Genomic DNA, 25,615 nt, shown 5'->3' with positions numbered 1-25,615 from the left:
CCGCGGACGGGCCGGAAGAGGGGATGTGCGGCGATGAACGGACAGCAGGACGTAGAGGGAATGCTCTGCTTGGTGACCGGCGCGTCCGGGTACATCGCCGCTGTTCGTCCTCGACTCCGGGATCCGCGCGACGGGTTCGAAGCCCCCAACCGGCGAGCCTTTCTCGCCGACTGCCTCAACGACCTCGACGCCTCGCTGAGGGCGCCCTTCTCCGCGCCCCGGTCCGTGCGCGTCCCCGACGCGGCGCGCGGTGAGCCCCTGCCGCAACGGGCCGGCGTGAGCGATACGTCGCCCGGTCTTCTGCGCGGTGGGGAGACGCCCGGCCGCGACCGGTTCTCACGGTGGACGCGTTCCGGACTGTCCCGGTACGAGGACCGCCATGACGACCTCGCGGGTGACGCGACGTCCAGGCTGTCGCCGTATCTCCACTTCGGAGCCCTGTCCCCGGTGGAGCTCGTCCACCGCGCCCGCGAGGAGAGCGGTCCCGGCGCGGATGAGTTCGTACGCCAGGTGTGCCGGCGGGACTTCCCCCATCAGGTGCTGGCGGCACGGCCCGAGGTCTCCGGCCAGGACTACCGCACCCACCACGACCAGTGGCGGAACGAGGATGACGCGACCGAGGACATCGCCGCATGGCGGGAGGGACGCACGGGCTACCCGATCATCGACGCGGCCATGCGCCAGCTGCGGCACGAGGGATGGATGCACAACCGCGCGCGCCTGCTGGTGGCGAGCTTCCTGACCAGGACGCTGTACATCGACTGGCGGATCGGCGCGCGCCACTTCCTGGACCTGCTCGTGGACGGCGATATCGTCAACAACCAGCTCAACTGGCAGTGGGTCGCCGGCACCGACACACGGCCCCATCGCGTCCTCAACCCCCTCCTCCAGGCGAAACGCTTCGATCCGGACGGCATCTACGTGCGCCGCTGGGTCCCCGAACTCACGGACCTGGAGGGAAGAAAGGTGCACGAACCCTGGCAGCTCCCGCCCGAGCAACGCGAACGGCTCGACTATCCGGGCCCTCTCATTAATCTCGCCGACGGGCTCGCGGGAGGACGCCATCGATGACGAGGTCCGCCACGACCTGGACCGATGGGAGAGGGACGGGGACGTCTCATTCGTGGGAAGGGACGGCCCGCGCCTCTTCCCCGCGACCCGCAGGGAGGCGCTGCGGGCCCTGCGGCGATTCCTCGAAGACCGGCTCGTCACGTTCGGGCCGCACGAGGACGCCATGCTCGCATCCGACCCCGTCATGAGCCACAGCCTGCTCTCCTCCTCCCTCAACCTCGGCCTGCTCGACCCCGCCGAGTGCGTCGGGCAGGCGGAAGCGGCGTGGCGCACGGGCCGGGCACCTCTGAACAGCGTGGAGGGGTTCGTTCGGCAGATCGCCGGCTGGCGCGAGTACGTCTGGCAGTTGTACTGGTACTTCGGCGACAGCTACCGGCACTCCAACGAGCTCGGGCACACCGCCCCGCTGCCCGGCTGGTGGAACGACCTGGACGCCGACGCCGTACGGGCCAACTGCCTGCGTACCGTCCTGGCCCAGGTGCGCGACACAGGATGGACTCACCACATCCCCCGGCTGATGGTCCTGGGAAGTCACGCGCTCCAACGGGGCTGGGACCCCGCCGCCGTCACGGACTGGTTCCACCGCTGCTTCGTGGACGGCTACGACTGGGTGATGCTCCCCAACGTCGTCGGGATGTCCCAGTACGCCGACGGCGGCCGGATGACGACCAAGCCCTACACCTCCGGGGGCGCCTATGTGAACCGTATGAGCGACTTCTGCGGTCCTTGCGTTTACCGACCGGGCGACCGGACCGGTGAGCGCGCTTGCCCGTACACCGCCGGCTACTGGGCGTTCCTCGACCGGCACCGGGATCTGCTGGCCGGCAACCACCGCGTCGCCCGGCCGGTACGGCAACTCGACCGGCTGACCGACCTCGCGGAAGTACGCGCACAGGAACACGCGCGCGGTGACCAGCCGCCATGAGCCCCTCTCCACGGACCGCCGTGACGAATTCGTCCGACACCAGCGTCGTTTCGGCGGGAGGCGGCGCATCCGCACCGATCCATCCGGCGGAAGCACTGATGTGCGAATGACTGGGAGTGAGAAGAGGTTGTGCATGCTTGGACTGCCGCCGGTGGTGGCACCGCCGGCCGAGACCGACGACGGTCCTCTCCCCAAGGCCGTCGGCGCCGATGCGATGGGCAGCGTCCTCATGGACGTTCTCGACGAACGACTGCGCCATTCCCGTGCCGTCGATCCCGTCTTCGCCCGTGAGCTGGCCGACCGCCTGGCCGCGCTGGTCGAGCGGGGCGGCAAGCGGCTGCGCACGGCGTTCACACACTGCGGCTGGCGCGCCGCGGGCGGATCCGGTGACGCCACCGCGGTCCTGCGGACAGGCGCCGCCCTGGAACTGCTCCAGGTGTGCGCACTCGTGCACGACGACCTGATGGACGGCTCGCTGCAACGCCGAGGTGCCCCCGCCATGCATGTGCAGCTGGCGCGCAGGCACTGGGCTGCGGGCATGCACGGCTCCGCGGAGTCGTTCGGGACGTCGGCCGCCGTCCTCGTCGGCGACCTGGCGCTCGCCTGGGCGGACGACCTGCTCACGGAGACGGCACTCGGTACACCTCACGGCAGGCGGCTGCACGAGGAGTGGCGGGCGATGCGCACCGAGATGGTCGCCGGACAGTACCGCGACCTGCATGCTCAGGCCGCTCGCTCGTCCGGTGTCGACGAGGCGCTGGCCATCGCCACCTTGAAGAGTGCCCTGTACACGGTCGCCCGGCCCCTGGCGCTGGGCGCATCGCTGGCCGGGGCGGATGATCATGTGCTGGACACCTTGCTGGCGGCGGGCCGCTGCGCCGGGCTGGCCTTCCAACTCCACGACGACCTTCTGGGCGCGTTCGGTGATTCAGCCCTGACCGGCAAGCCGGCGGACGACGACCTGCGGTCCCGCAAGCTCACCTATCTGCTCGCGCTCGCCGTACGACTCGCGGAGGCCGCCGACGATCATCAGGCCGCCGCCGCGTTGGCTCCGGACTCGGACCCGAGATCCGAGTACGCCGTTCGGCACGTGCGGGCGGCCCTGAGGCGCACCGGCGCCCGGGACCTGGTGGAAAAGAAGATCGAGGAGCTGACCGCGATGAGCCGCGATCACTTCGAACGTGCCGGTGCGCACCCGGCCGTGCGCCAGGAGTTCGACGCGCTGGTCCGAAGCGCTACGGGTGCGCGCCCGCGCCGAGTTCAGGAGAAGGCGTGAAGAGGGTGCCGGGGCCGACCGACCACGTCGTCGTGGTGGGTGCAGGGCTGTCCGGACTGGCCTGTGCTCTGCACCTGCTGGGTGCGGGGCGCCGCGTCACCGTCGTCGAACGCGACGACGGCCCCGGCGGCCGGGCCGGTCGCATGCGCGTGGGCGGGTACGAGATGGACACCGGTCCCACGGTCCTGACCATGCCGCATCTGGCCGAGGAGGCGTTCGCCGCCGTCGGGGACAGCCTCCACCGCCGCGTCGAGCTGATGCCTCTTGATCCGGCCTACCGGGCGATCTTCGCGGACGGGTCCTCACTCGACGTGCGCACCGACGGCGCCGCGATGGAGGCGGAAGTGCGGCGGTTCGCCGGGCCGGCGGCGGCCACGGGCTACCGTGATCTGCGGCAGTGGCTGGAACGCCTGTACCGGGCGCAGATGCGCCGCTTCATCGATACGAACTTCGACTCCCCCTTCCGGTTGCTGCACCCTGATCTGGCCCGGCTGGCCGCACTGGGCGGGTTCGGCCGGCTGGACAGCCGCATCGGCCGCTTCATCGCCGACGACCGTCTGCGCCGCGTCTTCTCCTTCCAGGCGCTGTACGCGGGAGTGGCCCCGGCCCGCGCGCTCGCGGCCTACGCCGTGATCGCCTACATGGACACCGTGGCCGGCGTCTGGTTCCCGAAGGGCGGCATGCATGCACTCCCCCGCGCCATGGCCGACGCAGCGGCGGACGCCGGTGCCGATCTGCGCTGGAGCGCCGAAGTGAGTGCGCTGGAGCGCTCGGCCGGCCGGGTGCGCGCCATTCGGCTGGCCTCCGGCGAGCGCATCTCCTGCGACGCGGTGGTCCTGACATGTGAACTCCCCACTGCCTACGGGCTGCTGGGGCGCCGGCCACTGCGTCCGGCCCGGCTGCGCCACTCGCCGTCCGCCGTGATCCTGCACGCGGGCACCGACCGCACCTGGCCGCAGCTTGCCCACCACACCATCTCGTTCGGTGAGGCATGGGAGCGCACGTTCGACGAGTTGACCCGGACGGGCGAACTGATGAGCGACCCCTCTCTGCTCATCACCCGGCCGACCGCCCACGACCCGTCCCTGGCACCACCAGGACGTCACCTCCACTACGTCCTGGCCCCCTGCCCCAACACCACGGTCGGCCCCCCGGCCGCCGCGTGGCGGAGCCTCGGCCCGCGCTACCGCGATCGTCTTGCCGGCGAACTCGAGCGCCGGGGCCTGCACGGGTTCACCGACAGCATCCAGGAAGAGGTCCTGGTGACCCCCCTCGACTGGACAGCGCGGGGCCATGCCGCGGGCAGCCCCTTCTCGGTCTCCCACACGTTCGCCCAGACCGGGCCGTTCCGCCCCCGCAATCTCGTACGGGGGGTGGAGAACGTGGTGCTCGCGGGATGCGGGACCACTCCGGGCGTGGGCGTTCCGACCGTCCTCATCAGCGGCAAACTCGCGGCCGCTCGCATCACCGACGGCGCCGGCCCCCGGCCCGTACGCGCGCGTCCGCTGCCGGCCCCCGCCGGCGAATCCACCGTCCCGGCCCCGGCAGGTACTGATGACCCGTCATGAACTGGACGCGGCGGGGATCACCGATCCCTCGCTGCGCGCCGCCTACACCCAGTGCCGGCGGCTCAACGCCCGCCACGGCAAGACCTACTTCCTGGCCACGCGTCTGCTGCCGCTCGAACGCCGCTCCGCCGTGCACGCCCTGTACGGCTTCGCCCGCTGGGCGGACGACATCGTCGACGACCTCGACGGGCACCGGACGCCCGAGGAGCGCGACCGGCTGCTGCGCCTCCTGGAGAACGACCTCGCCGACGGGCTGCGTACCGGAACCGGCGACGAACCGGTGGTGCGCGCCGTCGCCGACACCGCAGCGCGTTACGACATCGGGCATGTGCTCTTCGCCGATTTCCTGTCCTCGATGCGCACCGACCTGACGGTCACCGACTATCCGACCTACGCCGATCTGCAGAGGTACGTCCATGGCTCGGCGGCCGTGATCGGTCTTCAGATGCTCCCGGTCCTCGGCACGGTCACGCCGCGGGAGGAAGCGGCACCCCACGCGGCGGCCCTCGGTGTGGCCTTCCAGCTCACCAACTTCCTGCGGGACGTCGGCGAGGACCTCGACCGCGGCCGTGTCTATCTGCCCGGCGACCTGCTCGCCGCCCACGGCGTCGACCGGCAGCTGCTGGAGTGGAGCCGGCTCACCGGGCAGCGCGACGCGCGCATCCGGGCGGCCCTGGTGGACGCCGCGGCGATGACGCGGAAGGTATACCGGACGGCGGAGCCGGGCATCGGCATGCTCGATCCGCGGGTACGCCCCTGTATCCACGCCGCGTTCACCCTTTACGGCGGGATTCTCGACGCGATCGCCAGGCAGGACTACAGCGTTCTGCATCGTCGTGCGGTGGTGGGCCGCCCGCGTCGCGCGGCCACCGCCGCGGCGGGTGTGCTGCGCGTGGCCGGTGCGCGGTGGCGTGCACGCACCCCACGTCGCGCGGCCGGGGCAGCGGGGGCGGCGGCCGACCGGAAGGGGTCTGTACGGTGAGCGAGCGAAGGAGCGGGAGGCGCTGGTCGCCGCCCCTGCGGCGCAGGCGTTCCGGCCCGGACTGGGCGAGGCAGGCACCGACCTGGCGTCAGGCGCGGCCGGCGCTGATCGCCGAGGCCCTGAAACGTGCGTCCGCCCGCCCGTCCGGCAACTGGTTCGTCGTCGGTGCCTCCCGAGAGGTACGTCCGGGAAGGCCCTACGGCACGGCGGTCGGTGGGGCGGAGGTGGTCCTGTGGCGCTCGGACGACGGTGAACTGCATGCGGGCCCGGGCAGTTGCCCGCATCTCGGCGCACCCCTGCGCGACAGCCGGGTGGTGTGCGGCACGCTCGTGTGCCACTGGCACGGCCTCGCCCTGGACGGTTCTCCGACCGCGGGCTGGCAGCCCTTCCCCGTCCACGACGACGGAGTCCTGGTCTGGGCCCGGCTGGACGAGGTGGGCGGCGAGGAGCCCACGGCGCTCCCCCTGGTTCCTCCGCGGCCCCCGAGGGGCAGGGGGGTGGACGCGGTGTTCACGGCGGTGGGGCGGTGCGAACCGCAGGACGTGGTGGCCAACCGGCTCGACCCGTGGCACGGCTCGTGGTTCCACCCGTACTCGTTCGTCGATCTGTCGGTGGTGCGGGAGCCGCGGGGCGACGAGGACGACGCGTTCGTCGTCGACGTCTCCTTCCGGGTCGCCGGGCGCATGGTGGTCCCTGTGCGGGCCGAGTTCACCGCTCCGGGACCCCGCACGGTCGTCATGCGCATCACCGAGGGCGAGGGGTCCTCGTCCGTGGTGGAAACGCACGCGACGCCGCTGACCCGACCGGACCACGAACGTCCGCGCACCGCCGTGGTCGAGGCGACCGTGGCCGCTTCGGACCGTTCCGGCTTCGCTCTCGCCCGCGCCGCCGCTCCTGCACTGCGCCCGCTGATGCGCCGCACGGCCGGCCGCCTGTGGCGTGACGACCTGGCCTATGCCGAGCGACGCTGGGCGCTGCGCAGCACCGGACTCTTTCCCGGCTGACCGTACCGGTGGCCTTCCTCGCCCCGGCGCGTGGCGGGCCACCGGTCAACCGGACGTGCGACGCCCCGCGATCGCTCCGACGGCCCGGAGCAGGGGGGAACGGCCCGCCCGGGGGACCGTCCACAGCACCTGTCCCCGGACGCCCCGGTCGGCGAGGAGGGCGTTCGCGGCCAGGAATCCGGTCGTGGCGGCCCGTTCCATGAGGGCGACGGGCAGGTCGCAGCGGATCGCGTCACCGGCCAGAGTCAGCCACGGGTGTGGAGTGCGCACGGTGGGGCGCCTGCGGTGGGAACCCCTCTCGAAGAACGGGCAGTCGGCGCGCCACTCGTGCCGGGCGTCGACGATGCGTGCCTCGCGGGTCTCCGGATACACCTCGTGCAACTGGTCGACCAACCCGTCCTGCACGTCCTTCCGCTCCGCCGCGGGATCGGCGGCGTAGGCGTGGAGTTCGACGACCGAGCCCCCGGCACGCGCTGCCCAGCGGGCGGCCTCGCCCTCGTACCGCTCCAGGGTGCTGATGTTGTCCAGCCCGCCGTAGCCGCTGGTACCGAGGAACCCGGGCCGGTCGGCGCGCACCGGCCGATCGAGCCAGAGCCGCGAGACGAGGAAGGGCGGCGCGGTGCGCAGGGCTGCGATGCTGTCCCGCCAGGTGGACGTGCCCAGACCGGGTGACGCGGCGACGGTCTGCCGCAGCCCAGCGGTGTCGAGCGCCAGCACGACGGCCTGGTGGCGGTCGGTGCCTGCCTCGGTGCGCACGTCCGCTCCTCCGCCGTCGCGGGGAATGATCCCGTGTACAGGGGTATCGGTGCGCACAAGTGCGCCGAGGCCCTGGAGGTAGTCGCCGAGCGGGTCCCAGAGTGCCTGGGGGAAGGGCTCGGTCGGTACGTCGAAGAGCAGGCCTTCGGCCGATCCGAGGAAGTAGATGTGGAACATCAGCAGCAGTTCGGCGGCGGACAGCTCGCGGGGGTCGGCGAAGAAGCTGCGCGAGAACACCTCGAAGGCCAGATGGTGCGCGGCCTCCGGGAAGCGCACGCTTTCCAGGAACGCGGTGGCGCTCAGGTCGTCGAAGCGTTCGTACACTTCGGGAACGCGCACGTCCAGGAGCGGGAGCGCGGCGCGGGCATCCATGGCTGCCAGGTCGCGCCAGCCGAACGTGGGGCTGAGGGCGACGAATCCGAGTGCACTGAAGGGCGGTGTCCTTGGGACATGGGCGAAGCTGTCGGTCAGGCCGCCGCTGTGCCGCAGGGGGTAGTCGGGCAGCGGCGTGAGCCGTGACAGCGCGGGGTCCGTGCGGCGGAGCAAACCACGAAGGTTGTAATACTGGCGGAAGAAGGCGTGAAACCCGCGGGTCATGGTGACCGGAGAGCCGTCCGCGAGCGTGGTGCGCCGGCCGGAGAGCCGGCCGCCGAGTGCGCTGCCCTTCTCGTACAGGGTCACGCGGGCGCCGCGTTCGGCAAGCAGGGTGGCCGCGGCCAGTCCGGCGATTCCGCCCCCGATCACGGCGACGGACGGCTCGTCCCCCCGCCGGAAGCGGTCCGAGCCGGGTGCGGGAAACAGGATCTCGGCCTTGCGGTCCCGGCCCCGCGCGGCCGGGACGGTGCTGCGGGCTGTCACTGGGTTCGCTCCCTTGTCGTGGTCGGGCCGCCGTTGCCTGCGAGGAAGGTGTGGACAATGCCCTTCTGCCATCCGGCGACGGGGAAGGTCCGCACGGAGGTCAGACCGGCTCGGGTCAGGCGTCCGGCGAAGGCGGGGGCGGTGTCGAAGGCGATGACGCTGTGCCTGAGGTGGCGGTACAGGACTCGGTCGCCGGTCAGGGTGCCCGCGGGGATGACGATGCCGCGGCAGACCGCGGTCCACATCGCCCGGTGCGCCCGCGAGCCGCTGAGGGTGTACTCGTGGACGGCCAGACGCCCGCCCGGCCGCAACAGCGTCCGCACCGTCCGCAGAACCGCGTCCGGGTCGGTGACATTGCGGAACAGGTAGGCGGCGAACACCGCGTCGAAAGGACCCTCCTCGGCCTTCGCGAGTTCCTCGGCGGTCAGGTGGAGGAAGCGCACGCGGGCGGGCCACGGCTTGGCGAGCGCGCGGCGCAGCATGCCCGCGGAGGCGTCCACCGCCGTGATCCGGGCACCGGGCGCGGCTCTGAGCAAGGCCCGGGTGGAGGCGCCGGTGCCGCATCCGAGGTCCAGCAGATGCAACCCGGCTCCGCCGTCGGGAAGGCGGAGCCGGCGGGCGGAGCGCAGGAGACCGGCACGGTAGCCGGGGTTGAGGGCGGTGAGGCCGTCATAGGTATGCGAGGCGTGATCGAAGGCGCGGGCCAGATCGTGGTCGCGCAGGAGGCTCATCGGTTGCTCTCTCCCCTTCGCGGGACGGGCCGGGACCGGCGGGGAAGGAAGGGCAGTTCGACTGCCGTGAGGAGCATCGGCCGGACAGGGGTGCGCAGTCCGATGCTCCACTCCTCCCGTATCGAGGTGGTGCCGTCGAGGAACCGCAGCAGCCGCTCGGCCGGGACATGGCGGAACAGGTCGGTGAAGAAGTCCGGGCCGTTGATCCGCCCGGTGTCCAGGGCGCGCAGCAGTATCGCGTCCATGGCCAGCGTGCGCCGTCCGTAGGGTGCGGGGACCCTCCCGTGCCCGTCCCGCAGGACGGCGGCGACAGCTCCGCTCTGCCGTTGCGAGGCGGCGAAGGTGTAGCCGGTGGCGGGACGGGTGGAACCGCCCGCCGTCCCGATCCGGAACACGGCAGCCCCGGCCCGGCGCGGGAAGCGGGCGTCGGTCATGGGGATGACTCCCTGTTCGGTGTCGTCCACCGTGAACGCGCCGAGGCCGAGGATGTCGCGGCAGTAGTGACCGAGTGCCGTCTCGTAGGCCCCGGTGGTCAGTGCTCGGGCGGAGAACTCGGTGTACTCCACGAGTGCCCGGTCGGGTGCCAGAGGCAGGACGTAGCCGAAGGCGAGCCCGTGAGCGGGCTGGGGAACCCGGAAGTCCATGAGATCGGCGACCGCGGGATCGAACCGCTCGGTTTCGGTGCGGACGAACCAGCCGCGGAAGTGCTGCAGCAACTGCGTGCGCGCCGGCGGCATGGCGGTGAGCGGCCGGGAGTCGAACACGTGACGGGCGTGCAGCGTCCGGGTCCCGCCCTCGGGCAGCCTGCACCGAACCTCCGCGCCGCCGTCCACGCTGTGCACCGCTTCCGCTGTCGCGCGCAGCACCCGCCCGCCCTCCGAACGGGCCAGGTGGCTGTGGACCAGCCTTTCGAAATCGGTGGAGCGCACCATGCGGTAGGTGAACGGGGCCGGTTCGACGGCGACCGGATGGCCGTCGGCGCCGTACACGCGCACGACGTCCCACGACGCGCCGACGACCTCTTCGAGGCCGTCTACTCCCGCGTGCCAGTAGCACCAGGTGCGCCTCGCCGGGCGAAGCGGACCATCCGGCGGCTCGATCACGGTGACGGTGGCGGTTCTGGTCTCCAGCAGCCGGTGCGCGAGGCTGAGACCGGCTGCACCACCTCCGACGACGATCACGTCGGACCTGTCGGCGAAGGGGAGCGTCACCGGGCTCGCCCTTCCACGACGGGCGTTCCGTCCGGGCCCGCGCGCACCAGTTCGGCGTCCGCCGCCCGCGCGTCCGCGACAGCGGCGGCCACCTGTCGCGGGTCACCGCCCCGGGGCAGCGGCGGCGCGGTGCCTGCCACCGAACGCTGGGCGAAGCCCGTGTCGAGATGCCCCGGCCGGACCTCCGGCACTCCGACACCGGCGCTCCTCGTCTCCCGGCGTACGGCCTCCGGCCAGGCCCTCAACTCGGCTTGGGAGGCGCTGTAGTCGGGCATCCGGGGCTGCGGTCGCTCGGCCACCACTCCGGTGACGGCGGCGACCCCCGAACCGGGACGCAGGACGTCGAGCGCGGCACGGAAGAAGGCGGTGGGTGCCAGGTGGTTGACCGCCAGCAGGTACTCCGCGACCTCGTCACCGGCCTCCTGCGCGGCGCCGAAGGCCACCGCGCCGAACGCGACGACGACGGCGTCCAGCCCGAGGAAGGCAGCCGACGTGTCCCGTACGGCGCGAACGCACGAGGCGGGATCATAGGCGTCGAAGTGCGCTGTCGGAGCGCCTGGGTACGCCTGGGCCGCGCGGGCCAAGCGGCTCGGGGCGCGTCCGGCAAGGGCCACTCGCGCACCCCGGCCGGCGACTTCGGCGGTGATCGCACCGCCGAGAACGCCTGTGGCACCGGCCACCAGGACACGGGTGCCGCTCAGTTCCACATCTCACTCCCGGATACGCCTGCGACGAGGACTCCCGTCGGTCAGTACTACGGGCCCCGTGCCGTGCACGGATGCGGCGGGTCACGATGTGCGTCGGCCTCACCCCTGCCGCCCCAGCTCGGCGGACACCTCCCGCGCGGCGCGCGCTCCCGATGCCGGCGCGCCCTGTACGGAGCCCGTCGCCCAGGATTCACGGACCCGCCGGGCACGGGCCGGGCCCCCGGTCGGGGCACCGGGCGCGGCCCGTCGGCTACGGATGGCGCCGAGGCGGCCGCTGGTCCAGCGGACCACGTTCAGCCGACCGATCCCAGGAGCCACGACCAAGCGACCCTGACGACGAGACGTCACTGGGCGGCCACCGCCTCCAGGGCGGCGACGGCCTCGGCAAGTCCCCCAGGGCGCGCCACGCCCGCCGGCGCCTGCCCGGCCCATCCCGGTCCGAGGGCCAGGACGACCGGCCCGCGGCGAGCCCCCCGCACGCCCCATTCCATCGCGGCCACGTGCTGGGCCAGCGGCCGGCTGGCGGTGGTCCGGGACTGGGCCCACAGCCCCACGGCGGCCGGCCCGGTCCTGCGCACCGCGGAGACGAGCGACTCGACGGGCAGCGCACCGCCGAACATGCGCACCGGCACACCCCTCTCCGTCAGCGCGACGGACAACACCTCCAGCGGCAGCGTGTGCATCTCCCCCGGCACGCACGCGAGCACCGTGGTTGCGCCACGCCGGTCGGCGGCCGTCGGGAGCGCGGAACGCCGCAGGGCGCCGGAGACGTGCCAGGAGAGGAAGTGCTCGACCTCGACGTACTTCTCGCCCGAGGTCTCCCACTTGCGGCCGACTGCCTGGAGCGTCGGCATGATCACCTCGGTCCAGGCCGCGACCAGCCCGTGCTCCGTGATCGCGCTGAGCAACAGCCGGTCCAGGGCGACAGCGTCGAGACGCAGGGCCGCTCGGGCGATTCCCCGGCACTCCTGACGTACGTCGCCGAGTCGCAGACCGCTCCCCGCCCGGCTTCGGGCGCCGGCCGGGGGCCTGGGCGCGCTCGCGGACACGCCCCGGGGCGGGACCGCCGTCGGCGTTTCCTCCGTGCGCGCCAGGCGCGCCGCCTCGGCCGGTGGCAGTCCGGTCGCCGTCCATGCGCACATCCGCTCCAGCCGCGCCACGTCCCGTGCGGTCCAGCGCCGGTGCCGGCCGCTGGTGCGGGCCTCGGGGCCGAGCCCGTACCGGCGGTCCCACGTACGGACCGTGGTGGGAGCAACCCCCAGACGCCTGGCCACCTCGCCGGTGGTCAGCCCTCCGACCTCCAAACCGCCTTCGCCTTCCCCACCCTCGCCGCTGCCCCTCGTCGTGTCCATACATGCACTGTACGACGCACAAACGACGCATGTTGCTTGCGTCGTTTGTGCGTCCAAGACTGATGGTCACACGGCGGCCACGTACGGCGGGCCGGCGAACTTGGCGTTCGGCGCAGGACCTTTCGTCCCCGCATCCGGCACGGCAGGAGAAATCAGGCCATGAACACGACCACGCGACCGACCCCCGCTCCCACCCCGCCCGAGGAGGGGGCACGCTACGAGAAGGATCTGGCCCAGGGCCTCGCCGCCGCCGACGAGGAAGCGTTCGCCGCGATCTACCGGCACTGGGGCTCGCTCGTGCACTCCATGGCCACCCGCTCCCTCGGAGACGTCCACGAGGCCGAGGACGTGACCCAGCAGGTCTTCGTTGGCGCCTGGCGCGGCCGACACGGCTTCCGGCCGGATCGCGGCGCGCTCGGTGCCTGGCTGGTCGGCATCACCCGTCGCAAGATCATCGACGCGCTCGCTGCCAGGACGCGCCGTCTGGCCGTCGTCGACTCGGCCACGAACGGTGCCGCGCCCGCCGTGCCGGCCCAAAGCGCACCGGACGACGTGCTGGACCGCGTGCTGCTGGTCGATGCCCTGCACCGACTGCCGCACACCCAGCGCGAGGTACTGTGCCTGGCCTTCTACGAGGACCTGACACAAGCTCAGATCGCGGAACGCACCGGGGTGCCGCTGGGGACGGTCAAGAGCCACACCCGTCGCGGGCTGCACCGGCTGCGCCTGATGATCGACCAGCCCGGCATGAACGGAGCTGCCGCTCCGACACGGGGCTGAACGGGGACAAGGCGTCTTCGCCGTGGTGCCCGCCGACGACTCGTCCGGGCGTCCGGATACTCGCCCATGCCCTGGATGAAGCGAGGCGAGCGGATGGACGGCGACACGATCGGCGCGGTGACGGAATCCCGCGCACGGCCGGACGGTGTCAGCCGGGAAGGATCAGCCGGAAGGTGGTGCGTCCCGGCCTGCTGGTTACGGTGGCGCTGCCGCCGTGGGCGGTGATGACGGCGTGGACGATGGCCAGGCCCAGCCCCGTGCTCCCGGTACTGCGGGATCGTGCCTGGTCAGCGCGGACGAAGCGTCCGAACACCTCGGGTTGCAACTCTTCGGGGATTCCCGGCCCGTTGTCACGGACACTCACGCAGACGCCGGTGGTGTCGGTGGTGTCGGTGGTGACGGTAACTGTCACCTCGGTGCCCGGGGGGGTGTGGGTGCGGGCGTTGGCGAGGAGGTTGCCGATGGCCTGCTGGAGCCGGTGGGCGTCACCGGTGACGGTGACCGGCTCTTCCGGGAGTTCGAGGAACCATCGGTGGTCGGGGCCGGCGGCGCGTGCGTCGTCCGTTGCGTTCAGGATCAGCAGCGTCAGGTCGACCGGCTGGTGTTGGAGGGGGCGTCCGGCGTCGAGACGGGCGAGAAGGAGCAGGTCGTCGACGAGGCGTGTCATGCGCTGAGACTCGCCGTTGATGCGCTCCAGAGCGTGTCGGACTTCGCCGGGCACCGGGCCGCGGTGGCGCAGGGCGAGTTCGGCGTGGCCTCGGATGTTGGCGACAGGGGTGCGTAGTTCGTGGCTGGCGTCGGCGGCGAAGTGGCGGAGGCGTTCCTCGCTCGCCTGGCGGCGGGTGAGGGCGTCCTCGACGTGGCGGAGCATGTGGTTGAGGGCGGTGCCGACCTGGCCGACCTCGGTGCGCGGGTCTGTGTCCGGGAGCGGTCCCGGCATGGCGATCTCGCCGCTGGCGAGCGGTAGTCCGGCGACCTCCACGGCTCTGGCGGTCACTCGTTGAAGGGGACGCAGAGAGAACCGCACCCACAGGGCTCCGGCGAGGCCGGTGACCACGAGGGCCGCTCCGAACAGCACGGCTTCAACCGCTTCGAGGCGGTGCACTGTCTCCTCCACCGGGTGCAGGGGCAAGCCGGTGATCAAGGTGTCCTGGTCGTCGCCATGGAGGGCCGTGACGCGGTAGGCCCCCAGAGCAGAGAGGCGGATGCTGTGTCCGTTTCCGTCAACGGGGAGCTTCGCCAGGGCACTGCGGTCCCCTGGTGTGAGCCGGAGTGGTCGGTCGCCGGCGTCATCGACGACGGCGGCCTGGGTGACGGTGCCGTGCAGGAGCCGTGCGCCGAAGGTGGATTCGGCTTGGCCCCGGGTGTCGGGACGGTTGTCGTTGTCGGGCTCGGCCTCGTGTTCCAGGCTGGCGGCGAACCTGCCTCCCGAGGTGGAGAGTTGTTCGTCCAGGCGTCCCATCAGGAAGCCTCGGAGGGCCAGGGCGGTGGAGATTCCGACGGCCAGGCAGGCGAGTGCGAGCAGGGCGACGAGGCCGGCGGTGAGCTGGACACGCAGGGTGCGGGGCAGCGGACGCCTCATGGGGTGCCCGGCTTGAGGACGTATCCGACGCCGCGAACGGTGTGGATCATGGGGGTGCGTCCGGCGTCGATTTTTTTGCGCAGGTAGCTGATGTAGAGCTCGACGACGTGGGCGCGGCCGCCGAAGTCGTAGGCCCAGACCCGGTCGAGGATCTGGTCCTTGGAGAGCACCCGGCGTGGGTTGCGCATGAGGAAACGCAGGAGTTCGAACTCGGTGCGGGACAGGTCGACGGTGACCTCACCACGCCTGACCTCCCTGGCCTCCTCATCCATGCTCAGGTCCCCCACCGTCAACCGGTGTGCTCCCGGCTCGGCGGTCATGCCCGCCCGTCGGAGCAGCCCGCGCAACCGTGCCAGGACCTCCTCCAGGCTGTAGGGCTTGGTGACGTAGTCGTCGCCACCCGCGGTGATTCCCGTGATGCGGTCCTCGACCGCATCACGGGCGGTCAGGAACAGCACGCACACACGGGGCGCCTCGCGTCTGAGCGCGCGCAGGACCTGCAGGCCGTCGAGGTCGGGCAGCATCCAGTCCAGGACCACTGCGTCGGGCCGGAAATCGCGGGCCGTCGCGAGCGCGCTCGCGCCGTCCGCTGCTGTACGGACCTGCCAGCCCTCCGCCGTCATGACCCCGGACAGCACGTCCGTGACGTCGGGTTCGTCGTCGACGACAAGGACTCGCACGGGGGTGCCGTCGGGGCGGTGCAGAAGGGATGTCGTAAGCGGCTCGTCCATGGTCCTTCCAGCATCCCCCGGCACGGGCCGTGACCGCGTGAGGCGTACCTCTGAGTTTCCTCTGAATCGGTGCCGAGAGCCGCAGGCAGGCCCGTTTCAGAAGGTACGCAGAGGTTGGGCTGTGATGCTGGCCGCCCATCGCCGGAGCGAGTCCCTGCCGGAGGAACCCAATGGCCAGCACCCTCACCACTCCCCCTGTGAGCCGCAGGATGCGCCACCGGCGTCCGCACCGCAGTCCTGTGCCGTTCCTAGCGCCTTTGGTGATCTGGGCCGGCGCCGCAGGGGTACTGGCGCTGTGGTGGAGCGACACAGCTTCGGTCATCGGGCCGGCGGGGTGGCTCACCGGGGCGGGACGCATCACAGGGCTCCTGGCCGGCTACGCCTGTGCGGTACTGCTTGCTCTGATGGCCCGCGTTCCCATGCTGGACCACACGATCGGCACCGATCGGCTCGCCCGCTGGCACGCACTGGGCGGGCGCTGCACCATCTCCCTGGTCCTCGCTCACACCCTGCTGATCATCTGGGGCTACTCCCTGACCTCACACACCAGCGTGGTCAGCCAGACCTCCACCCTCGTCCTGCACTACCCCGACCTCCTCAAAGCCACGGCAGCCTTCCTGCTCTTCCTGGCAACCGGGATCCTGTCGGCGCGCGCCGCGCGCCGCCGCATGAGCTACGAGACCTGGCACTACCTGCACTTCGCCACCTACCTCGCCGTTTTCCTCGCCTTCGGACACCAGCTCTCCAATGGAGCGGACTTCGTCGGCAACCGCCCCGTCCAGCTCGCCTGGTACACGCTGTTCCTCGGCGTAGCAGCCCTTCTCGTCCGGTACCGGTTCGCCGTCCCTGTCCGGCGAGGGCTGCGTCACCGGATGCGCGTCAGCGCGGTACACCCCGAGGCACCGGGCGTGGTGTCCGTTCACCTCACTGGCGAACATCTGGACGAGCTGGGGGGTGAACCGGGACAGTTCCTGCGCTGGCGCTTCATGACCCGCGGTCTGTGGTGGACAGCGAACCCCTACTCCCTCTCCGCCCCCGCACACCCCCGCCACCTGCGCATCACGGTCAAGACCGCAGGCGGGCACAGCGCCGCACTGGCCCACCTGACTCCGGGCACCCGTGTCTGGGCCGAGGGGCCCTACGGCGCCTTCACCGCCAACCGGCGCAGCACACCCAAGGTCCTGCTCCTGGCCGGCGGCGTCGGCATCACACCCCTGCGTACCCTCTTCGAGACGCTGCCGGGACAGGTGACCCTCGTCTACAGGGCCCGTCGGCCCGACGACCTCGCCCTGCGCGGTGAAATCGACGCCATAGCCGCACACCGGCAGGCCACCGTGCACTACCTCGTCGACGAACCCACCGGACGCCCATCCCCACTCACCGCCCACGGGCTGAGCGCGCTGGTTCCGGACCTGGTCTCGCACGACGTCTACGTCTGTGGCCCGCCAGGCATGACACAAACCGCCAGGAGCGCCCTACGGGAAGCCGGCGTACCCGCACGACGCATCCACCACGAGTCCTTCGCGTACTGAGGAGAAGCCATGCGCAGAGCAGTCCTCGCCACCACCGGGATCAGCGCCCTGGTCATCGCGCTGCTCTCCCTCAAACCCCACCATCCCCCCGTCGTCGCCGGCAGCCCGCCGTCAACGCCCTCGTCGTCTCCGCACACCTCCCCAAGCACTTCGCCGGGCGCATCCACAGGCACCGGAACGTTCACCGGCGATCCCGTCGACACCCAGTACGGGACCGTGCAGGTCGCGGCGACCCTCTCCCACGGAAGGATCACCACAGTCAAGGTTCTTCAGGCCCCGGACAGCAACGGTCGCGACCAGCAGCTCGCCGCCTACGCCCTGCCCCGCCTCACCCGGGAAGCCCTTGGTGCACAGAGCGCGCACATCGACGTCGTCTCCGGCGCCAGCTACACCAGCCAGGGCTACATCCAGTCCCTGCAGAGCGCACTGGATCAGGCCCATGCCTGACTCCACGCCCGCGCTGCGTCACGTCGAGCACGTCATGGGCACGGTCTTCTCCTTCGATATCCGGGACGAGCCCACCCCGGCCATCCACGACGCCGTCCAGGGGGCCGTACAACTGCTCCACCGGGTCGACGCCGTGTTCTCCACCTACCGCGTCGACAGCTGCATCAGCCGCCTCGACCGCGGCGAGATCCGGCTCGGCGACTGCCCGCCCGAAGTCCATGAAGTGCTGGCCCTCTGCGCACAGGCCACCCGTGCCACCGACGGCTGGTTCAGCACGACCTCGGGCGGCGTCCTCGATCCCTCGGGGCTCGTGAAGGGCTGGGCCACCGAAGCCGCCTCCCGTATTCTCCACGCTGCAGGCGCGCACAACGCCTGTGTCAACGGCGGCGGTGACCTCCAGCTCCGCGGCCGAGCGACCACCAGCAGCCCCTGGCGCGTCGGCATCGCCCACCCACTGCGCCCAGGCGAACTGGCCACCGTCATCACCGCCGATCGCACCATGGCCATCGCCACCTCGGGCACCGCTGAACGCGGCGCCCACATCCTCGACCCTCACACCGGTACACCCGCCACGGAGTTCGCTGCCCTCACCGTCATAGGACCCACGCTGACCATGACCGACGCCTACGCCACCGCAGCCTTCGCCAGGGGCACGGGCGGACGGGACTGGCTGGAAACCCTCGACGGCTACGAGGCTTTCGCCGTCATGCCGAACGGCCGAACTTGGCAGACGCCCGGGTTCAGTCAATACGGAGCGTGAGGTGGACCCGACCGATAGGCCGATGGAACTCCGGTTGCCGCTCCGCCGCTGCGCCCGCCATCACCGGCCCCGCACCCAGGAGGTCGTCACGCAGCTGGCGGCTGCGTCCCGGGCACTGGACCAGGCCGGGTTCGCGATCATCGCCACCGGGCTCCAGCGGTGCCTGACCGAGACGGAGGACGGCAGCCGCAGCGGTGAGGACCGCGACGAGATGCGCGGGCGACTGGAGAAGCTGTTCCTGTCCTTCGCCTGACCCGTTGGACGGCGAAGACGGCCGGCTCAGGCGACCACGTCGATGAGCATGACGGCCGCCACGGCCAGCAGGACATACGCGAAGATGCGCTGCAGGGTCTGCCCGGTGATCTTCGATGCGAGGCGTTTGCCGTCCCAAGCGCCAAGGATCGCCGCCCCGGTGAAGGGAGCGATCACCTCCCAACGCAGGTCCCCGCCCGTCCCCGTCCGCGCGGTAAGGGCTGCCAGCGCGTTGACGGTGATGACCAGCAGGCTGGTGCCCACCGCCTGCTTCATCCGCAGGCCGAGCACGCCCACCAGGGCCGGGACCGCGAGGAACCCGCCGCCCACGCCGAGGAATCCCGTCACGGCACCGAGTCCGACGCCTGCGCCGACCGCCTTGACGGGACGCACCCGCCCGGGCGGCTCGGATGTGGCGGGGCGGAGCATCCGCAGGGCTGCCAGAGCGGCGACGACTGAGAAGGCTCCGGTGAGCACGGCGGCCGGAAGGTGGTCTGCCGCAGCTCCGGCGAGGAAGGCGGGCACGACGCCCGCCGCCGCGAACAGTGCCCCCGTCTTCCAGGCGACGTTGCCGTCCCGGGCATGGGCGTACAGGGCGGTGGCCGAGGTCGCGGTGACGATGATCAGACTGGCGGTGGTCGCCGAGGCCGGGGAGAAGTCGAGCAGGTAGATCAGGGCAGGGACCGCGAGCACGCTGCCACCGCCACCCAGGGCTCCGAGGGCCAGACCGATGACGGACCCGGCGACCAGGGCGAGTATGAGGGTGCTCACGTTATCGAGCCGCTGTTCCCGCGCTCGTCGACGACCGGGTATCCGGCGGCGGCCCACGCGTTCATGCCGCCCTTCACGTCCACCGCGTCCGCGCCCCGTTCCACCAGCAGCTTCGCGGCCTGCTGGGAACGGTGCCCACTGCGGCAGATCACCACCACCGCCTGTCCCCGCGCGGACGCGGGCAGGGCCGCGCCCGCGACCAGTCCCGTCAGCGGGGCATGCACGGCGTCCGGGGCGTGCCCGGCCTTCCACTCGGGCTTCTGCCGCACATCCAGCAGGACAGCCTCGGGCCGATCACCGCCGGTGCGGATGCGCGCTTCGCCCACGGAGAGGCGCGGCGCCTTGCGGTTGAAGAGGAACATCGTCGGTTGTGCCTTTCTTCTGGGTCCCTTGAGGTTCAGCCGGTGACGACGGACAGTCCGGCGTCGGCGGCGGCGTCGAAGCCGTCGTCCACGGCCACCACCTGCCGTCCGGCGGCGTCCAGCAGGGAGGCGGCGATTCCCGCGCGCATGCCGCCCGCGCAGTGCACCCAGACCGTGCCGTCCGGCACCTCGCCGAGCCGGCCGTGCACCTGGTGGATCGGGATGTGGACCGAGCCGGCTATCCAGCCGTCGGCGCGCTCGGAGTCACGGCGCACGTCCAGGACCACGATCCGGTCGAGGTCCTGGGCCGCTAGTTCCGCGAACGTGGCACGCGGGAACGAAGCCGGGCTCTCACCGTCCGGCAGCCACGCGGCGGGGCCGCCTGTCGCGGCGGCCGCCGGCCTGTCGATGCCGACCCGGACCAGCTCGCGCTGGGCCGCGGCCAGTTGCTCGGCGGTCTCGGCGAGCAGGGTGACGGGCTTGCCCCACGGAATCATCCAGGCCAGGTAGGTCGCCAGCTTGCCGTCCAGCTCGAAGTTGAACGAGCCCGCCACATGCCCCTCGGCGAAGGCGATCCGGCCGCGCAGGTCCACGACCCACTCGCCTGCCGCGAGCCTGGCGGCGATCTCCCGCGGGTCGGCGACGGCAGGCGGCGTCATGTCGAGCGGGGCGGGGCCGGTGGCGTTGACCGGTCCCATGTGCGCGTAGTAGGCGGGCACGTCGTCAAGGCCCGCGAGCAGCTCGGCGACGAAAGTGTCCACGTCCACGGTCAGAGCCGTGTTGGCGGCCTTCTCCTTGCCGATCGTCGTGGTGTCGCCGTCCGCCTGCGCCGAGGAGCAGAAGCTGCCGAACCCGTGGGTGGGCAGGACCGCCGTGTCGTCGGGCAGGGCGTCGGCGAGCCGGTGCGCCGAGGCGTACTGGGCGCGGGCCAGCCGTTCGGTCAGCCGCGGCTCGACAAGATCGGGGCGGCCAACGGTTCCGATGAGCAGGGAACCGCCCGTGAACGCGGCGACGGGCCGGCCCCTCTCCTGCAGGACATAGGCGGTGTGGTGCGGCGTGTGCCCGGGCGTGGCGACGGCGGCCAGAGTCAGCCCGGCGTCGGTGTCGACGTCGACAGCGTCGCCATCGGAGACCGGCGTCCGGGCGAAGGAGACGTTGGCGCCGGCAGGCACCAGGTAGACAGCACCCGTGATCCGGGCCAGCTCCAGACCGCCGGTGACGTAGTCGTTGTGTACGTGGGTTTCCACCACGTGCGAGATGCGCACTCCCCGCCGGGCGGCCGCGGCCAGCACCTGGTCGATGTCCCGGGGCGGGTCGACCGCCACCGCCGCCGACTCGCCGCCGGCGAGGTAGCTGCGGTTGCCCAGCCCTTCCAGCTCGATCGCGTCAACGAAGAACACCTCGGTACTCCTTCCGTAGGAACATTACCCCCTGGGGTATGCAATCCACCCTAACAGGGTTACCCCCCGGGGTATATTTCAGGGAGTGGCAGTTGCCACAGCGCCGGGCCCCTGCCGGGTACCAGAACCGCGCGTGCCAATAGTTGGAGGAGGCAGTCCCCATGCCGTACGACCGCACCGTGATCGCGAAAGCACCGTTTGATCAGGTACAGCAGGACGTCCGCCACGCCCTGGCCGAACAGGGATTCGGCGTCCTGACCGAGATCGATGTGCAGGCCACCCTCAAGGCCAAGCTCGATCACGACATGGAGCCCTACCTGATCCTCGGCGCCTGCAACCCGCCCCTGGCCCACCAAGCCCTGGAAGTCGACCGCTCGATCGGGCTGCTCCTGCCCTGCAACGTGGTCATCCGGGCCGACGGCGACCGCGTGATCGTGCAGGCCGTCGACCCCGGCACCATGGTCACTCTCACCGGCCTCGACGCCATGGCACCCGTGGCCGAGGAAGCCACCCGCCGCCTCGACGCAGCCCTCGCCTCCCTCTCGGGCCCCGACCAGGCCGTGGAGCCGCCCGCGCAGTAGCGGGGCCGCCCGCGACGGGCGTGATGCCTTCGACAGGGGCAAGGTCCGGGTGACGTCCGGACGTCGGCTCCGGTGCCGATGACCTTGAGTGGGGACTCGACCGTCACAGATTCCCCACTCAGTCGTCCCGTCAGGCCGCGCGCCGGGAAGGCGTCGAGCAGCAGGGTGCGGGGCGACCGCATCCTCACACTGCGGGGACCGCAGTCACTGAGCACCTCGCGCGGCCGCCGTCCTCGGTGACCCCGGTGGCGATGACCACGGCCCGGGACACGATCTGGTGCCGACACGGGGATCTCCAAGAGCGAGGTCTCCCGGATCTGCCAGGACCTGGACGGCCAGCTGACCGCGTTCCGCACCCGGCCGCTGGACCACGTCCGGTTCCCCTACGTCTACCTGGACGCGACCTACTGCAAGGCCAGGGTCGAGCACTTGACCAGGTCGTCGACCGACCGGGTGGACACGCCGCGGACGTAGGCCTCCATGATGACCGCGTACAAGGCCTGGTCGATCCGGCGTCGGCGCTCGAGCAGCACCGGGAAGAAGCTCCCGGACCGCAGCTTGGGGATCCCCAGCTCAAGGTCGCCAGCCTGAGTGCTGAGCGTCTTGTCCCGATGGCCGTTGCGGAACGTCGTCCTGGTGTCGGTGCGCTCGTTCCACTCGGCGCCGATCCGCGCGGTCGCCTCGGCCTCGATCAGTTCCTGCAGCATCCGCTCGGCCACACCGCGGACGAGTTCGAGACCGTCCGCCGAACGTAGTAACTCCAGCAACCGCAGTAAGTCATGCTGAGACAGGGCCACCCTGTACCTCCCGAGTTGAACTGGGCGTTCACTTCGGAGAGTTGCACGGTGGCCCGCCCTGCGGGCAGGGAGCAGAACCCGACGCAGCACACGCCCCCGGCGTACGCCTCAGCCGTGACGGCTACACCACTTCGCGGGACGCGACCCGCGCGGCTCCCTCTGCTTCGCCAACGCGGGGGTGGAAAGCGTGGCAATCCACGGCGTGGAGCCGATCTGGACCGGCACCAACAAGGTCACGTTCGAGTACGTGCCCACACTGGGCGCGTCGACGGGCAGCTACACCGTTGACAAGTGGCGCTACGGGAACATCACCAGCGGCCCGATCCACAAGATCACGAGGATCAGGATCTGGTAGCACCGCCGCCGCAGATCAAGGGGACCTCCGGCCCTCGTCAGTGAGGGCGCACGCACAAAGAGGCGGAGCGTACGAGCACGTCCGCGCTCGTACGCTCCGCCTCTTTGTGCGGACTCGATGTCACCGGCTGGAGCGGATGCAGAACGCCCTCGTGAAAAAGGCGGCACTTGCCCGGTTCTTGCGACACGACGCCACGAGGTGCGGGTCAGGTCACAACTGGAGCAGCGTTCGGCGGGCGATGCTGCTGTCCCGCAGCGGCTTCAGCGCGAGGCGTACCAGCGTCAGTGCGTTGTCGTCGCCCGCGATCCGGTTCGCGCTGAGCTCACCGCAGGACTGGCACTGGTGAATGATCATCCACTCACCGTCGGGCCGCACGGACATACTCAGTGCTTCCATCCGCCCACGGCAGGCCGCAGCCCGGTCACCCGGGATCCGGCGGTCGACGTGCAGGCTGACCAGGCAGTTCGGGCAGTGATTGCGGTGGGTGGTGCCGGGCGCGTCCAAGGACACGTCCAGTCGGCAGCCCACGCACCTGAAGTCGTGCCACCGGTGCCCTCCCCGGCGGTGCAGGACATCCTTGTGCCGCTGTGGCCGTCGCGTCCTCTGCGTACGTCTGCCCGAGTTGTTCGCTCGTCTCGGCACGGGGGTCTTCTCCTTCCGGTCTACAGGTCGCCGAATGCTTCGAGCGGGAACGGTGGTTGTGCCAGCGGCCGCACGGCCATGCGCATCAGGATGAGCTGGTTGTCGTCGGCGCAGATGGGACTGGAGGTCAGCTCGTCGCAGCGCACGCAACGGTGGATGACCATCCATTCGCCGGTACGCAGCACGGCGACGGAGATCGGCGACATCCGGCCCCGGCAGTCGCTGGGGCCTCCCTCGACCTGGTCGAGGACGTGCTGGGAGTGCACACACGACGGGCAGTGGTTTCGCCGTGTGCCGTCGACCGTGGCGGCGGACACCGTCAGGCCGCACCAGGCACAGGTGAAAGTGCCGGCCAGAACGGTGTTGGGGGTGTTGTAGGAAGTCTTGTCGGTACTGGACACCCGGAGGGCTCCTTGCTGAGAAGTCGGTCATGACAGCAAGAGCAGGCCGAGCGGCCTCGCCAAAGGACGCCCCCGCATGCCGCGGTGCGCGGGGTCTACGGGGTGCGTGGGCAGGTCACAGCACCTGAAAGCCGCGTCCGGTAGCCGTCGGAGTGGGACGAGTCAGGTGGACGGGACGGCTGGAGCCGTGCAGCGAGGCGCGCGCGGCAAGGGCCGGGGGCACAAAACTCACTCCTTTTCGGGGCACAGAAAGCCGAGTAGTTCCGACGGAACGCCCGACAATAACAATGGCCCATGAAGCGGCGTCAACGGATTATCGGGCCTGCACCGTGGTGAACAGCGAAGAGACGTCGTGCCGGACCCGAGTCGGCGACGTCTGCTCTGTTCTCGTCCCTGCGCGAGACAGTCCGGCATCGCCCGGGGCAGACTCAGAGGCTCACAGAAGATGCTACGGTTTATGTCGAAGTGGCGAACAGGCCACTCTTGGAGATCGGAGGAGATGCGCGATGACGGTCGTGGCGACCACCGCTGCGTGCGGTGCCCGACTCGTTCGCATCTCTCGGGTCTCGGCCTGACCTTTCCTCTGCCAACCTCCCTTCTACGGGAGCGCTTCCGGCACGTCTGCCGTCCGGCGAGACCCCCTCTCAAGGGTCTCCACTTTGTATCACCAACACGCTTCACACCCATCTCCTCTCCCCCAGCCTTCGCGTGTCCTGACTTTGGTCGACTACGGCTGGGACACGGAGCGTGAGCGGTCCTTCGCCCCGTCGAGGGACGAGGGACTGGTCCCTGGCCGTGTCGTGCGGGCCGAGCGCGGTCTGTGCGACATCGTTGCCGAGACCGGCCCCGTTCGCGCGATGGTCCTCCCCTCCTCGGGCACCGGTGACCGGCTGACGCCGTGCACCGGTGACTGGGTGGCCGTCCGGCCGGCCGGCACCGTCACCTCCGCCACGATCGTGGAGGTGCTGGAGCGCCGGACCGCCGTGGTCCGCTCCACCTCCTCGCGCACCTCCCACGCCCAGGTACTGGCCGCGAACGTCGACACCGTGGCGGTGGCCGTCTCCCTCGCCGACCCGCTCAAGCTCGGGCGGATCGAGCGGATGCTCGCCCTGGCCTGGGACAGCGGGGCCACCCCTGTGGTGGTGCTCACCAAGGCCGACCGGTGCGCCGACCCCGCCTCCGCGGCAGCCGAGGTGGCCGAGGCCGCCCCGGGCGTGGAGGTGCTGGTCACCAGCGCCACGACAGGCGAGGGCCTGGACGTCCTGACCGCGGTCCTGTCGGGCACGGTCGTCCTGCTCGGGCCCTCGGGCGCGGGCAAGTCCACCCTCGGCAACCGCCTGCTCGGCGAGGACCTCCTGGCCACCGGCGCGGTACGCGACAGCGATGGCAAGGGCCGGCACACCACCGCCTGGCGGGAACTGCTGCCGCTGCCCCACGGCGGGGTCCTGCTGGACACCCCCGGCCTGCGCGGCGTCGGCCTGCACGAAGCCGACGACGGCCTGGACCATGTCTTCGCCGAGATCGGCGAGCTGGCCCGCGACTGCCGCTTCGCGGACTGCGCCCACACCACCGAACCGGGGTGCGCCGTGCTGGCCGCCATCGAGGACGGTCACCTCACCCAGCGGCGCCTGGACAGCTACCACCGGCTGCAGCGCGAGAACGCCCATGCCGCCGCCCGCACCGACGCGCGGCGGCGCGCCGAGCTGGAACGGCCGCTGAAGGAGATCTCGCGCCATATTCGCGCCCTCAAGCGGTCCCCCCACTTCAAGGCATGACGCAAA

At 71.2% G+C, this 25,615-nt stretch carries 24 protein-coding genes and 4 pseudogenes; 15 read left to right on the top strand and 13 right to left on the bottom strand.

What is annotated here, in order from left to right; all coding sequences use genetic code 11:
* Positions 1–33: 33 nt before the first annotated feature.
* The 6 genes and pseudogenes from ACZ6C6_RS06290 to ACZ6C6_RS06265 all read left to right on the top strand — a co-directional run bounded on the left by ACZ6C6_RS06290 (position 34) and on the right by ACZ6C6_RS06265 (position 6,826).
* The gene (locus ACZ6C6_RS06290; RefSeq protein WP_469199636.1) at positions 34–1,071 is read left to right on the top strand and encodes an FAD-binding domain-containing protein; all 1,038 of its coding nucleotides are present in this window, start codon (positions 34–36) and stop codon (positions 1,069–1,071) included.
* Positions 1,046–1,996 (top strand): annotated as a pseudogene (locus ACZ6C6_RS06285) (cryptochrome/photolyase family protein); the annotation flags it as partial. The gene ACZ6C6_RS06290 and the pseudogene ACZ6C6_RS06285, both read left to right, overlap by 26 nt.
* A gap of 133 nt (positions 1,997–2,129) precedes the next feature.
* Positions 2,130–3,272 carry a polyprenyl synthetase family protein gene (locus tag ACZ6C6_RS06280; RefSeq protein WP_469199634.1) on the top strand — a complete coding sequence of 381 codons (1,143 nt, stop codon included), beginning with the start codon at positions 2,130–2,132 and terminating at the stop codon, positions 3,270–3,272.
* Complete coding sequence (crtI, locus tag ACZ6C6_RS06275; protein ID WP_469199632.1) at positions 3,269–4,840, top strand: phytoene desaturase family protein; 1,572 nt, start codon at positions 3,269–3,271, stop codon at positions 4,838–4,840. The genes ACZ6C6_RS06280 and crtI overlap by 4 nt, the downstream gene beginning before the upstream one ends.
* Positions 4,827–5,822 (top strand): phytoene/squalene synthase family protein, encoded by a 996-nt coding sequence (locus ACZ6C6_RS06270; protein ID WP_469199630.1) that lies wholly within the window; start codon positions 4,827–4,829, stop codon positions 5,820–5,822. Before crtI ends, ACZ6C6_RS06270 begins: the two co-directional genes overlap by 14 nt.
* Positions 5,819–6,826, top strand: coding sequence for a DUF5914 domain-containing protein (locus ACZ6C6_RS06265; RefSeq protein ID WP_469199628.1), 1,008 nt, complete (start codon positions 5,819–5,821; stop codon positions 6,824–6,826). The genes ACZ6C6_RS06270 and ACZ6C6_RS06265 overlap by 4 nt, the downstream gene beginning before the upstream one ends.
* A 45-nt stretch (positions 6,827–6,871) precedes the next feature.
* On the opposite strand, the gene ACZ6C6_RS06260 is transcribed toward ACZ6C6_RS06265, so the two are convergent.
* The 5 genes from ACZ6C6_RS06260 to ACZ6C6_RS06240 form a co-directional block, all read right to left on the bottom strand.
* Positions 6,872–8,440, bottom strand: coding sequence for an FAD-dependent oxidoreductase (locus ACZ6C6_RS06260; protein WP_469199626.1), 1,569 nt, complete (start codon positions 8,438–8,440; stop codon positions 6,872–6,874).
* Positions 8,437–9,171 carry a methyltransferase domain-containing protein gene (locus ACZ6C6_RS06255; RefSeq protein ID WP_469199624.1) on the bottom strand — a complete coding sequence of 245 codons (735 nt, stop codon included), beginning with the start codon at positions 9,169–9,171 and terminating at the stop codon, positions 8,437–8,439. The genes ACZ6C6_RS06260 and ACZ6C6_RS06255 overlap by 4 nt, the downstream gene beginning before the upstream one ends.
* Positions 9,168–10,382 (bottom strand): lycopene cyclase family protein, encoded by a 1,215-nt coding sequence (locus ACZ6C6_RS06250; RefSeq protein WP_469199622.1) that lies wholly within the window; start codon positions 10,380–10,382, stop codon positions 9,168–9,170. The genes ACZ6C6_RS06255 and ACZ6C6_RS06250 overlap by 4 nt, the downstream gene beginning before the upstream one ends.
* Positions 10,379–11,089, bottom strand: coding sequence for an SDR family NAD(P)-dependent oxidoreductase (locus ACZ6C6_RS06245; RefSeq protein WP_469199621.1), 711 nt, complete (start codon positions 11,087–11,089; stop codon positions 10,379–10,381). The genes ACZ6C6_RS06250 and ACZ6C6_RS06245 overlap by 4 nt, the downstream gene beginning before the upstream one ends.
* Positions 11,090–11,433: 344 nt before the next feature.
* A complete protein-coding gene (locus ACZ6C6_RS06240) occupies positions 11,434–12,441 on the bottom strand; it encodes a MerR family transcriptional regulator (protein WP_469199619.1) in 1,008 nt (335 codons plus the stop codon).
* Positions 12,442–12,600: 159 nt separating this feature from the next.
* On the opposite strand from ACZ6C6_RS06240, the gene ACZ6C6_RS06235 reads away from it, so the two are divergent.
* Positions 12,601–13,221 carry an RNA polymerase sigma factor gene (locus tag ACZ6C6_RS06235; RefSeq protein WP_469199617.1) on the top strand — a complete coding sequence of 207 codons (621 nt, stop codon included), beginning with the start codon at positions 12,601–12,603 and terminating at the stop codon, positions 13,219–13,221.
* 148 nt (positions 13,222–13,369) lie between these two features.
* Here the strand turns inward: ACZ6C6_RS06235 and ACZ6C6_RS06230 are convergent, their stop codons facing one another.
* Both ACZ6C6_RS06230 and ACZ6C6_RS06225 read right to left on the bottom strand, forming a co-directional pair.
* Complete coding sequence (locus ACZ6C6_RS06230; protein WP_469199615.1) at positions 13,370–14,803, bottom strand: sensor histidine kinase; 1,434 nt, start codon at positions 14,801–14,803, stop codon at positions 13,370–13,372.
* Positions 14,800–15,534, bottom strand: a complete 735-nt coding sequence (locus ACZ6C6_RS06225) for a response regulator transcription factor (protein ID WP_469199613.1) — start codon at positions 15,532–15,534, stop codon at positions 14,800–14,802. The genes ACZ6C6_RS06230 and ACZ6C6_RS06225 overlap by 4 nt, the downstream gene beginning before the upstream one ends.
* A gap of 170 nt (positions 15,535–15,704) precedes the next feature.
* Here ACZ6C6_RS06225 and ACZ6C6_RS06220 point away from each other — a divergent pair, with 170 nt between their 5' ends.
* Genes ACZ6C6_RS06220 through ACZ6C6_RS06205 form a run of 4 tightly spaced genes read left to right on the top strand, consistent with a single transcriptional unit; the run spans position 15,705 to position 18,526 of the window.
* A complete protein-coding gene (locus ACZ6C6_RS06220; RefSeq protein WP_469199611.1) occupies positions 15,705–17,066 on the top strand; it encodes a ferredoxin reductase family protein in 1,362 nt (453 codons plus the stop codon).
* A gap of 9 nt (positions 17,067–17,075) precedes the next feature.
* Positions 17,076–17,513 (top strand): FMN-binding protein, encoded by a 438-nt coding sequence (locus tag ACZ6C6_RS06215; RefSeq protein WP_469199609.1) that lies wholly within the window; start codon positions 17,076–17,078, stop codon positions 17,511–17,513.
* Entirely contained in the window at positions 17,506–18,273 is a 768-nt protein-coding gene (locus ACZ6C6_RS06210; RefSeq protein ID WP_469199607.1) for an FAD:protein FMN transferase, read from the top strand. Before ACZ6C6_RS06215 ends, ACZ6C6_RS06210 begins: the two co-directional genes overlap by 8 nt.
* Before the next feature lie 22 nt (positions 18,274–18,295).
* Positions 18,296–18,526, top strand: a complete 231-nt coding sequence (locus ACZ6C6_RS06205; RefSeq protein ID WP_469200843.1) for a metal-sensing transcriptional repressor — start codon at positions 18,296–18,298, stop codon at positions 18,524–18,526.
* 26 nt (positions 18,527–18,552) lie between these two features.
* Here ACZ6C6_RS06205 and ACZ6C6_RS06200 read toward each other — a convergent pair whose 3' ends face one another.
* Genes ACZ6C6_RS06200 through ACZ6C6_RS06190 form a run of 3 tightly spaced genes read right to left on the bottom strand, consistent with a single transcriptional unit; the run spans position 18,553 to position 21,058 of the window.
* Positions 18,553–19,296, bottom strand: a complete 744-nt coding sequence (locus ACZ6C6_RS06200; protein ID WP_469199605.1) for a sulfite exporter TauE/SafE family protein — start codon at positions 19,294–19,296, stop codon at positions 18,553–18,555.
* Complete coding sequence (locus tag ACZ6C6_RS06195; RefSeq protein WP_469199604.1) at positions 19,293–19,658, bottom strand: rhodanese-like domain-containing protein; 366 nt, start codon at positions 19,656–19,658, stop codon at positions 19,293–19,295. Before ACZ6C6_RS06195 ends, ACZ6C6_RS06200 begins: the two co-directional genes overlap by 4 nt.
* A gap of 35 nt (positions 19,659–19,693) precedes the next feature.
* Positions 19,694–21,058, bottom strand: coding sequence for an MBL fold metallo-hydrolase (locus tag ACZ6C6_RS06190; RefSeq protein ID WP_469199602.1), 1,365 nt, complete (start codon positions 21,056–21,058; stop codon positions 19,694–19,696).
* Positions 21,059–21,219: 161 nt separating this feature from the next.
* Here ACZ6C6_RS06190 and ACZ6C6_RS06185 point away from each other — a divergent pair, with 161 nt between their 5' ends.
* Together ACZ6C6_RS06185 and ACZ6C6_RS06180 are read left to right on the top strand one after the other, a co-directional pair.
* On the top strand, positions 21,220–21,639 hold the full coding sequence (locus tag ACZ6C6_RS06185; protein ID WP_469199600.1) for a DUF302 domain-containing protein: 420 nt from the start codon (positions 21,220–21,222) through the stop codon (positions 21,637–21,639).
* Between the two features lie 276 nt (positions 21,640–21,915).
* Positions 21,916–22,062: pseudogene (locus ACZ6C6_RS06180) on the top strand (transposase); the annotation flags it as partial.
* On the opposite strand, the pseudogene ACZ6C6_RS06175 reads toward ACZ6C6_RS06180, so the two are convergent.
* Positions 22,062–22,436, bottom strand: a pseudogene (locus ACZ6C6_RS06175) (transposase); the annotation flags it as partial. The pseudogenes ACZ6C6_RS06180 and ACZ6C6_RS06175 overlap by 1 nt on opposite strands.
* 160 nt (positions 22,437–22,596) lie before the next feature.
* Between ACZ6C6_RS06175 and ACZ6C6_RS06170 the strand changes: the two are divergent.
* Positions 22,597–22,791, top strand: a pseudogene (locus ACZ6C6_RS06170) (beta/gamma crystallin domain-containing protein); the annotation flags it as partial.
* A gap of 210 nt (positions 22,792–23,001) precedes the next feature.
* Here the strand turns inward: ACZ6C6_RS06170 and ACZ6C6_RS06165 are convergent.
* Positions 23,002–23,433 (bottom strand): RNHCP domain-containing protein, encoded by a 432-nt coding sequence (locus tag ACZ6C6_RS06165; protein ID WP_469199598.1) that lies wholly within the window; start codon positions 23,431–23,433, stop codon positions 23,002–23,004.
* 20 nt (positions 23,434–23,453) lie between these two features.
* Complete coding sequence (locus tag ACZ6C6_RS06160; RefSeq protein WP_469199596.1) at positions 23,454–23,834, bottom strand: RNHCP domain-containing protein; 381 nt, start codon at positions 23,832–23,834, stop codon at positions 23,454–23,456.
* 719 nt (positions 23,835–24,553) lie between these two features.
* Here ACZ6C6_RS06160 and rsgA point away from each other — a divergent pair.
* The gene (rsgA, locus tag ACZ6C6_RS06155; RefSeq protein WP_469199594.1) at positions 24,554–25,609 is read left to right on the top strand and encodes a ribosome small subunit-dependent GTPase A; all 1,056 of its coding nucleotides are present in this window, start codon (positions 24,554–24,556) and stop codon (positions 25,607–25,609) included.
* The last annotated feature ends 6 nt before the right edge of the window (positions 25,610–25,615 follow it).

It is taken from the genome of Streptomyces sp. NPDC041814 (assembly GCF_055590565.1).
The sequence above is the reverse complement of the archived record's forward strand: the minus strand, read 5'-3'. Positions and strand labels throughout refer to the sequence as shown.

Coding starts and splice junctions, on each gene's coding strand:
- ACZ6C6_RS06290 (WP_469199636.1), top strand. CDS start 34: ATGAACGGACAGCAGGACGTAGAGGGAATGCTCTGCTTGGTGACCGGC.
- ACZ6C6_RS06280 (WP_469199634.1), top strand. CDS start 2,130: ATGCTTGGACTGCCGCCGGTGGTGGCACCGCCGGCCGAGACCGACGAC.
- ACZ6C6_RS06270 (WP_469199630.1), top strand. CDS start 4,827: ATGACCCGTCATGAACTGGACGCGGCGGGGATCACCGATCCCTCGCTG.
- ACZ6C6_RS06255 (WP_469199624.1), bottom strand. CDS start 9,171: ATGAGCCTCCTGCGCGACCACGATCTGGCCCGCGCCTTCGATCACGCC.
- ACZ6C6_RS06240 (WP_469199619.1), bottom strand. CDS start 12,441: ATGGACACGACGAGGGGCAGCGGCGAGGGTGGGGAAGGCGAAGGCGGT.
- ACZ6C6_RS06235 (WP_469199617.1), top strand. CDS start 12,601: ATGAACACGACCACGCGACCGACCCCCGCTCCCACCCCGCCCGAGGAG.
- ACZ6C6_RS06230 (WP_469199615.1), bottom strand. CDS start 14,803: ATGAGGCGTCCGCTGCCCCGCACCCTGCGTGTCCAGCTCACCGCCGGC.
- ACZ6C6_RS06225 (WP_469199613.1), bottom strand. CDS start 15,534: ATGGACGAGCCGCTTACGACATCCCTTCTGCACCGCCCCGACGGCACC.
- ACZ6C6_RS06220 (WP_469199611.1), top strand. CDS start 15,705: ATGGCCAGCACCCTCACCACTCCCCCTGTGAGCCGCAGGATGCGCCAC.
- ACZ6C6_RS06215 (WP_469199609.1), top strand. CDS start 17,076: ATGCGCAGAGCAGTCCTCGCCACCACCGGGATCAGCGCCCTGGTCATC.
- ACZ6C6_RS06210 (WP_469199607.1), top strand. CDS start 17,506: ATGCCTGACTCCACGCCCGCGCTGCGTCACGTCGAGCACGTCATGGGC.
- ACZ6C6_RS06205 (WP_469200843.1), top strand. CDS start 18,296: ATGGAACTCCGGTTGCCGCTCCGCCGCTGCGCCCGCCATCACCGGCCC.
- ACZ6C6_RS06195 (WP_469199604.1), bottom strand. CDS start 19,658: ATGTTCCTCTTCAACCGCAAGGCGCCGCGCCTCTCCGTGGGCGAAGCG.
- ACZ6C6_RS06185 (WP_469199600.1), top strand. CDS start 21,220: ATGCCGTACGACCGCACCGTGATCGCGAAAGCACCGTTTGATCAGGTA.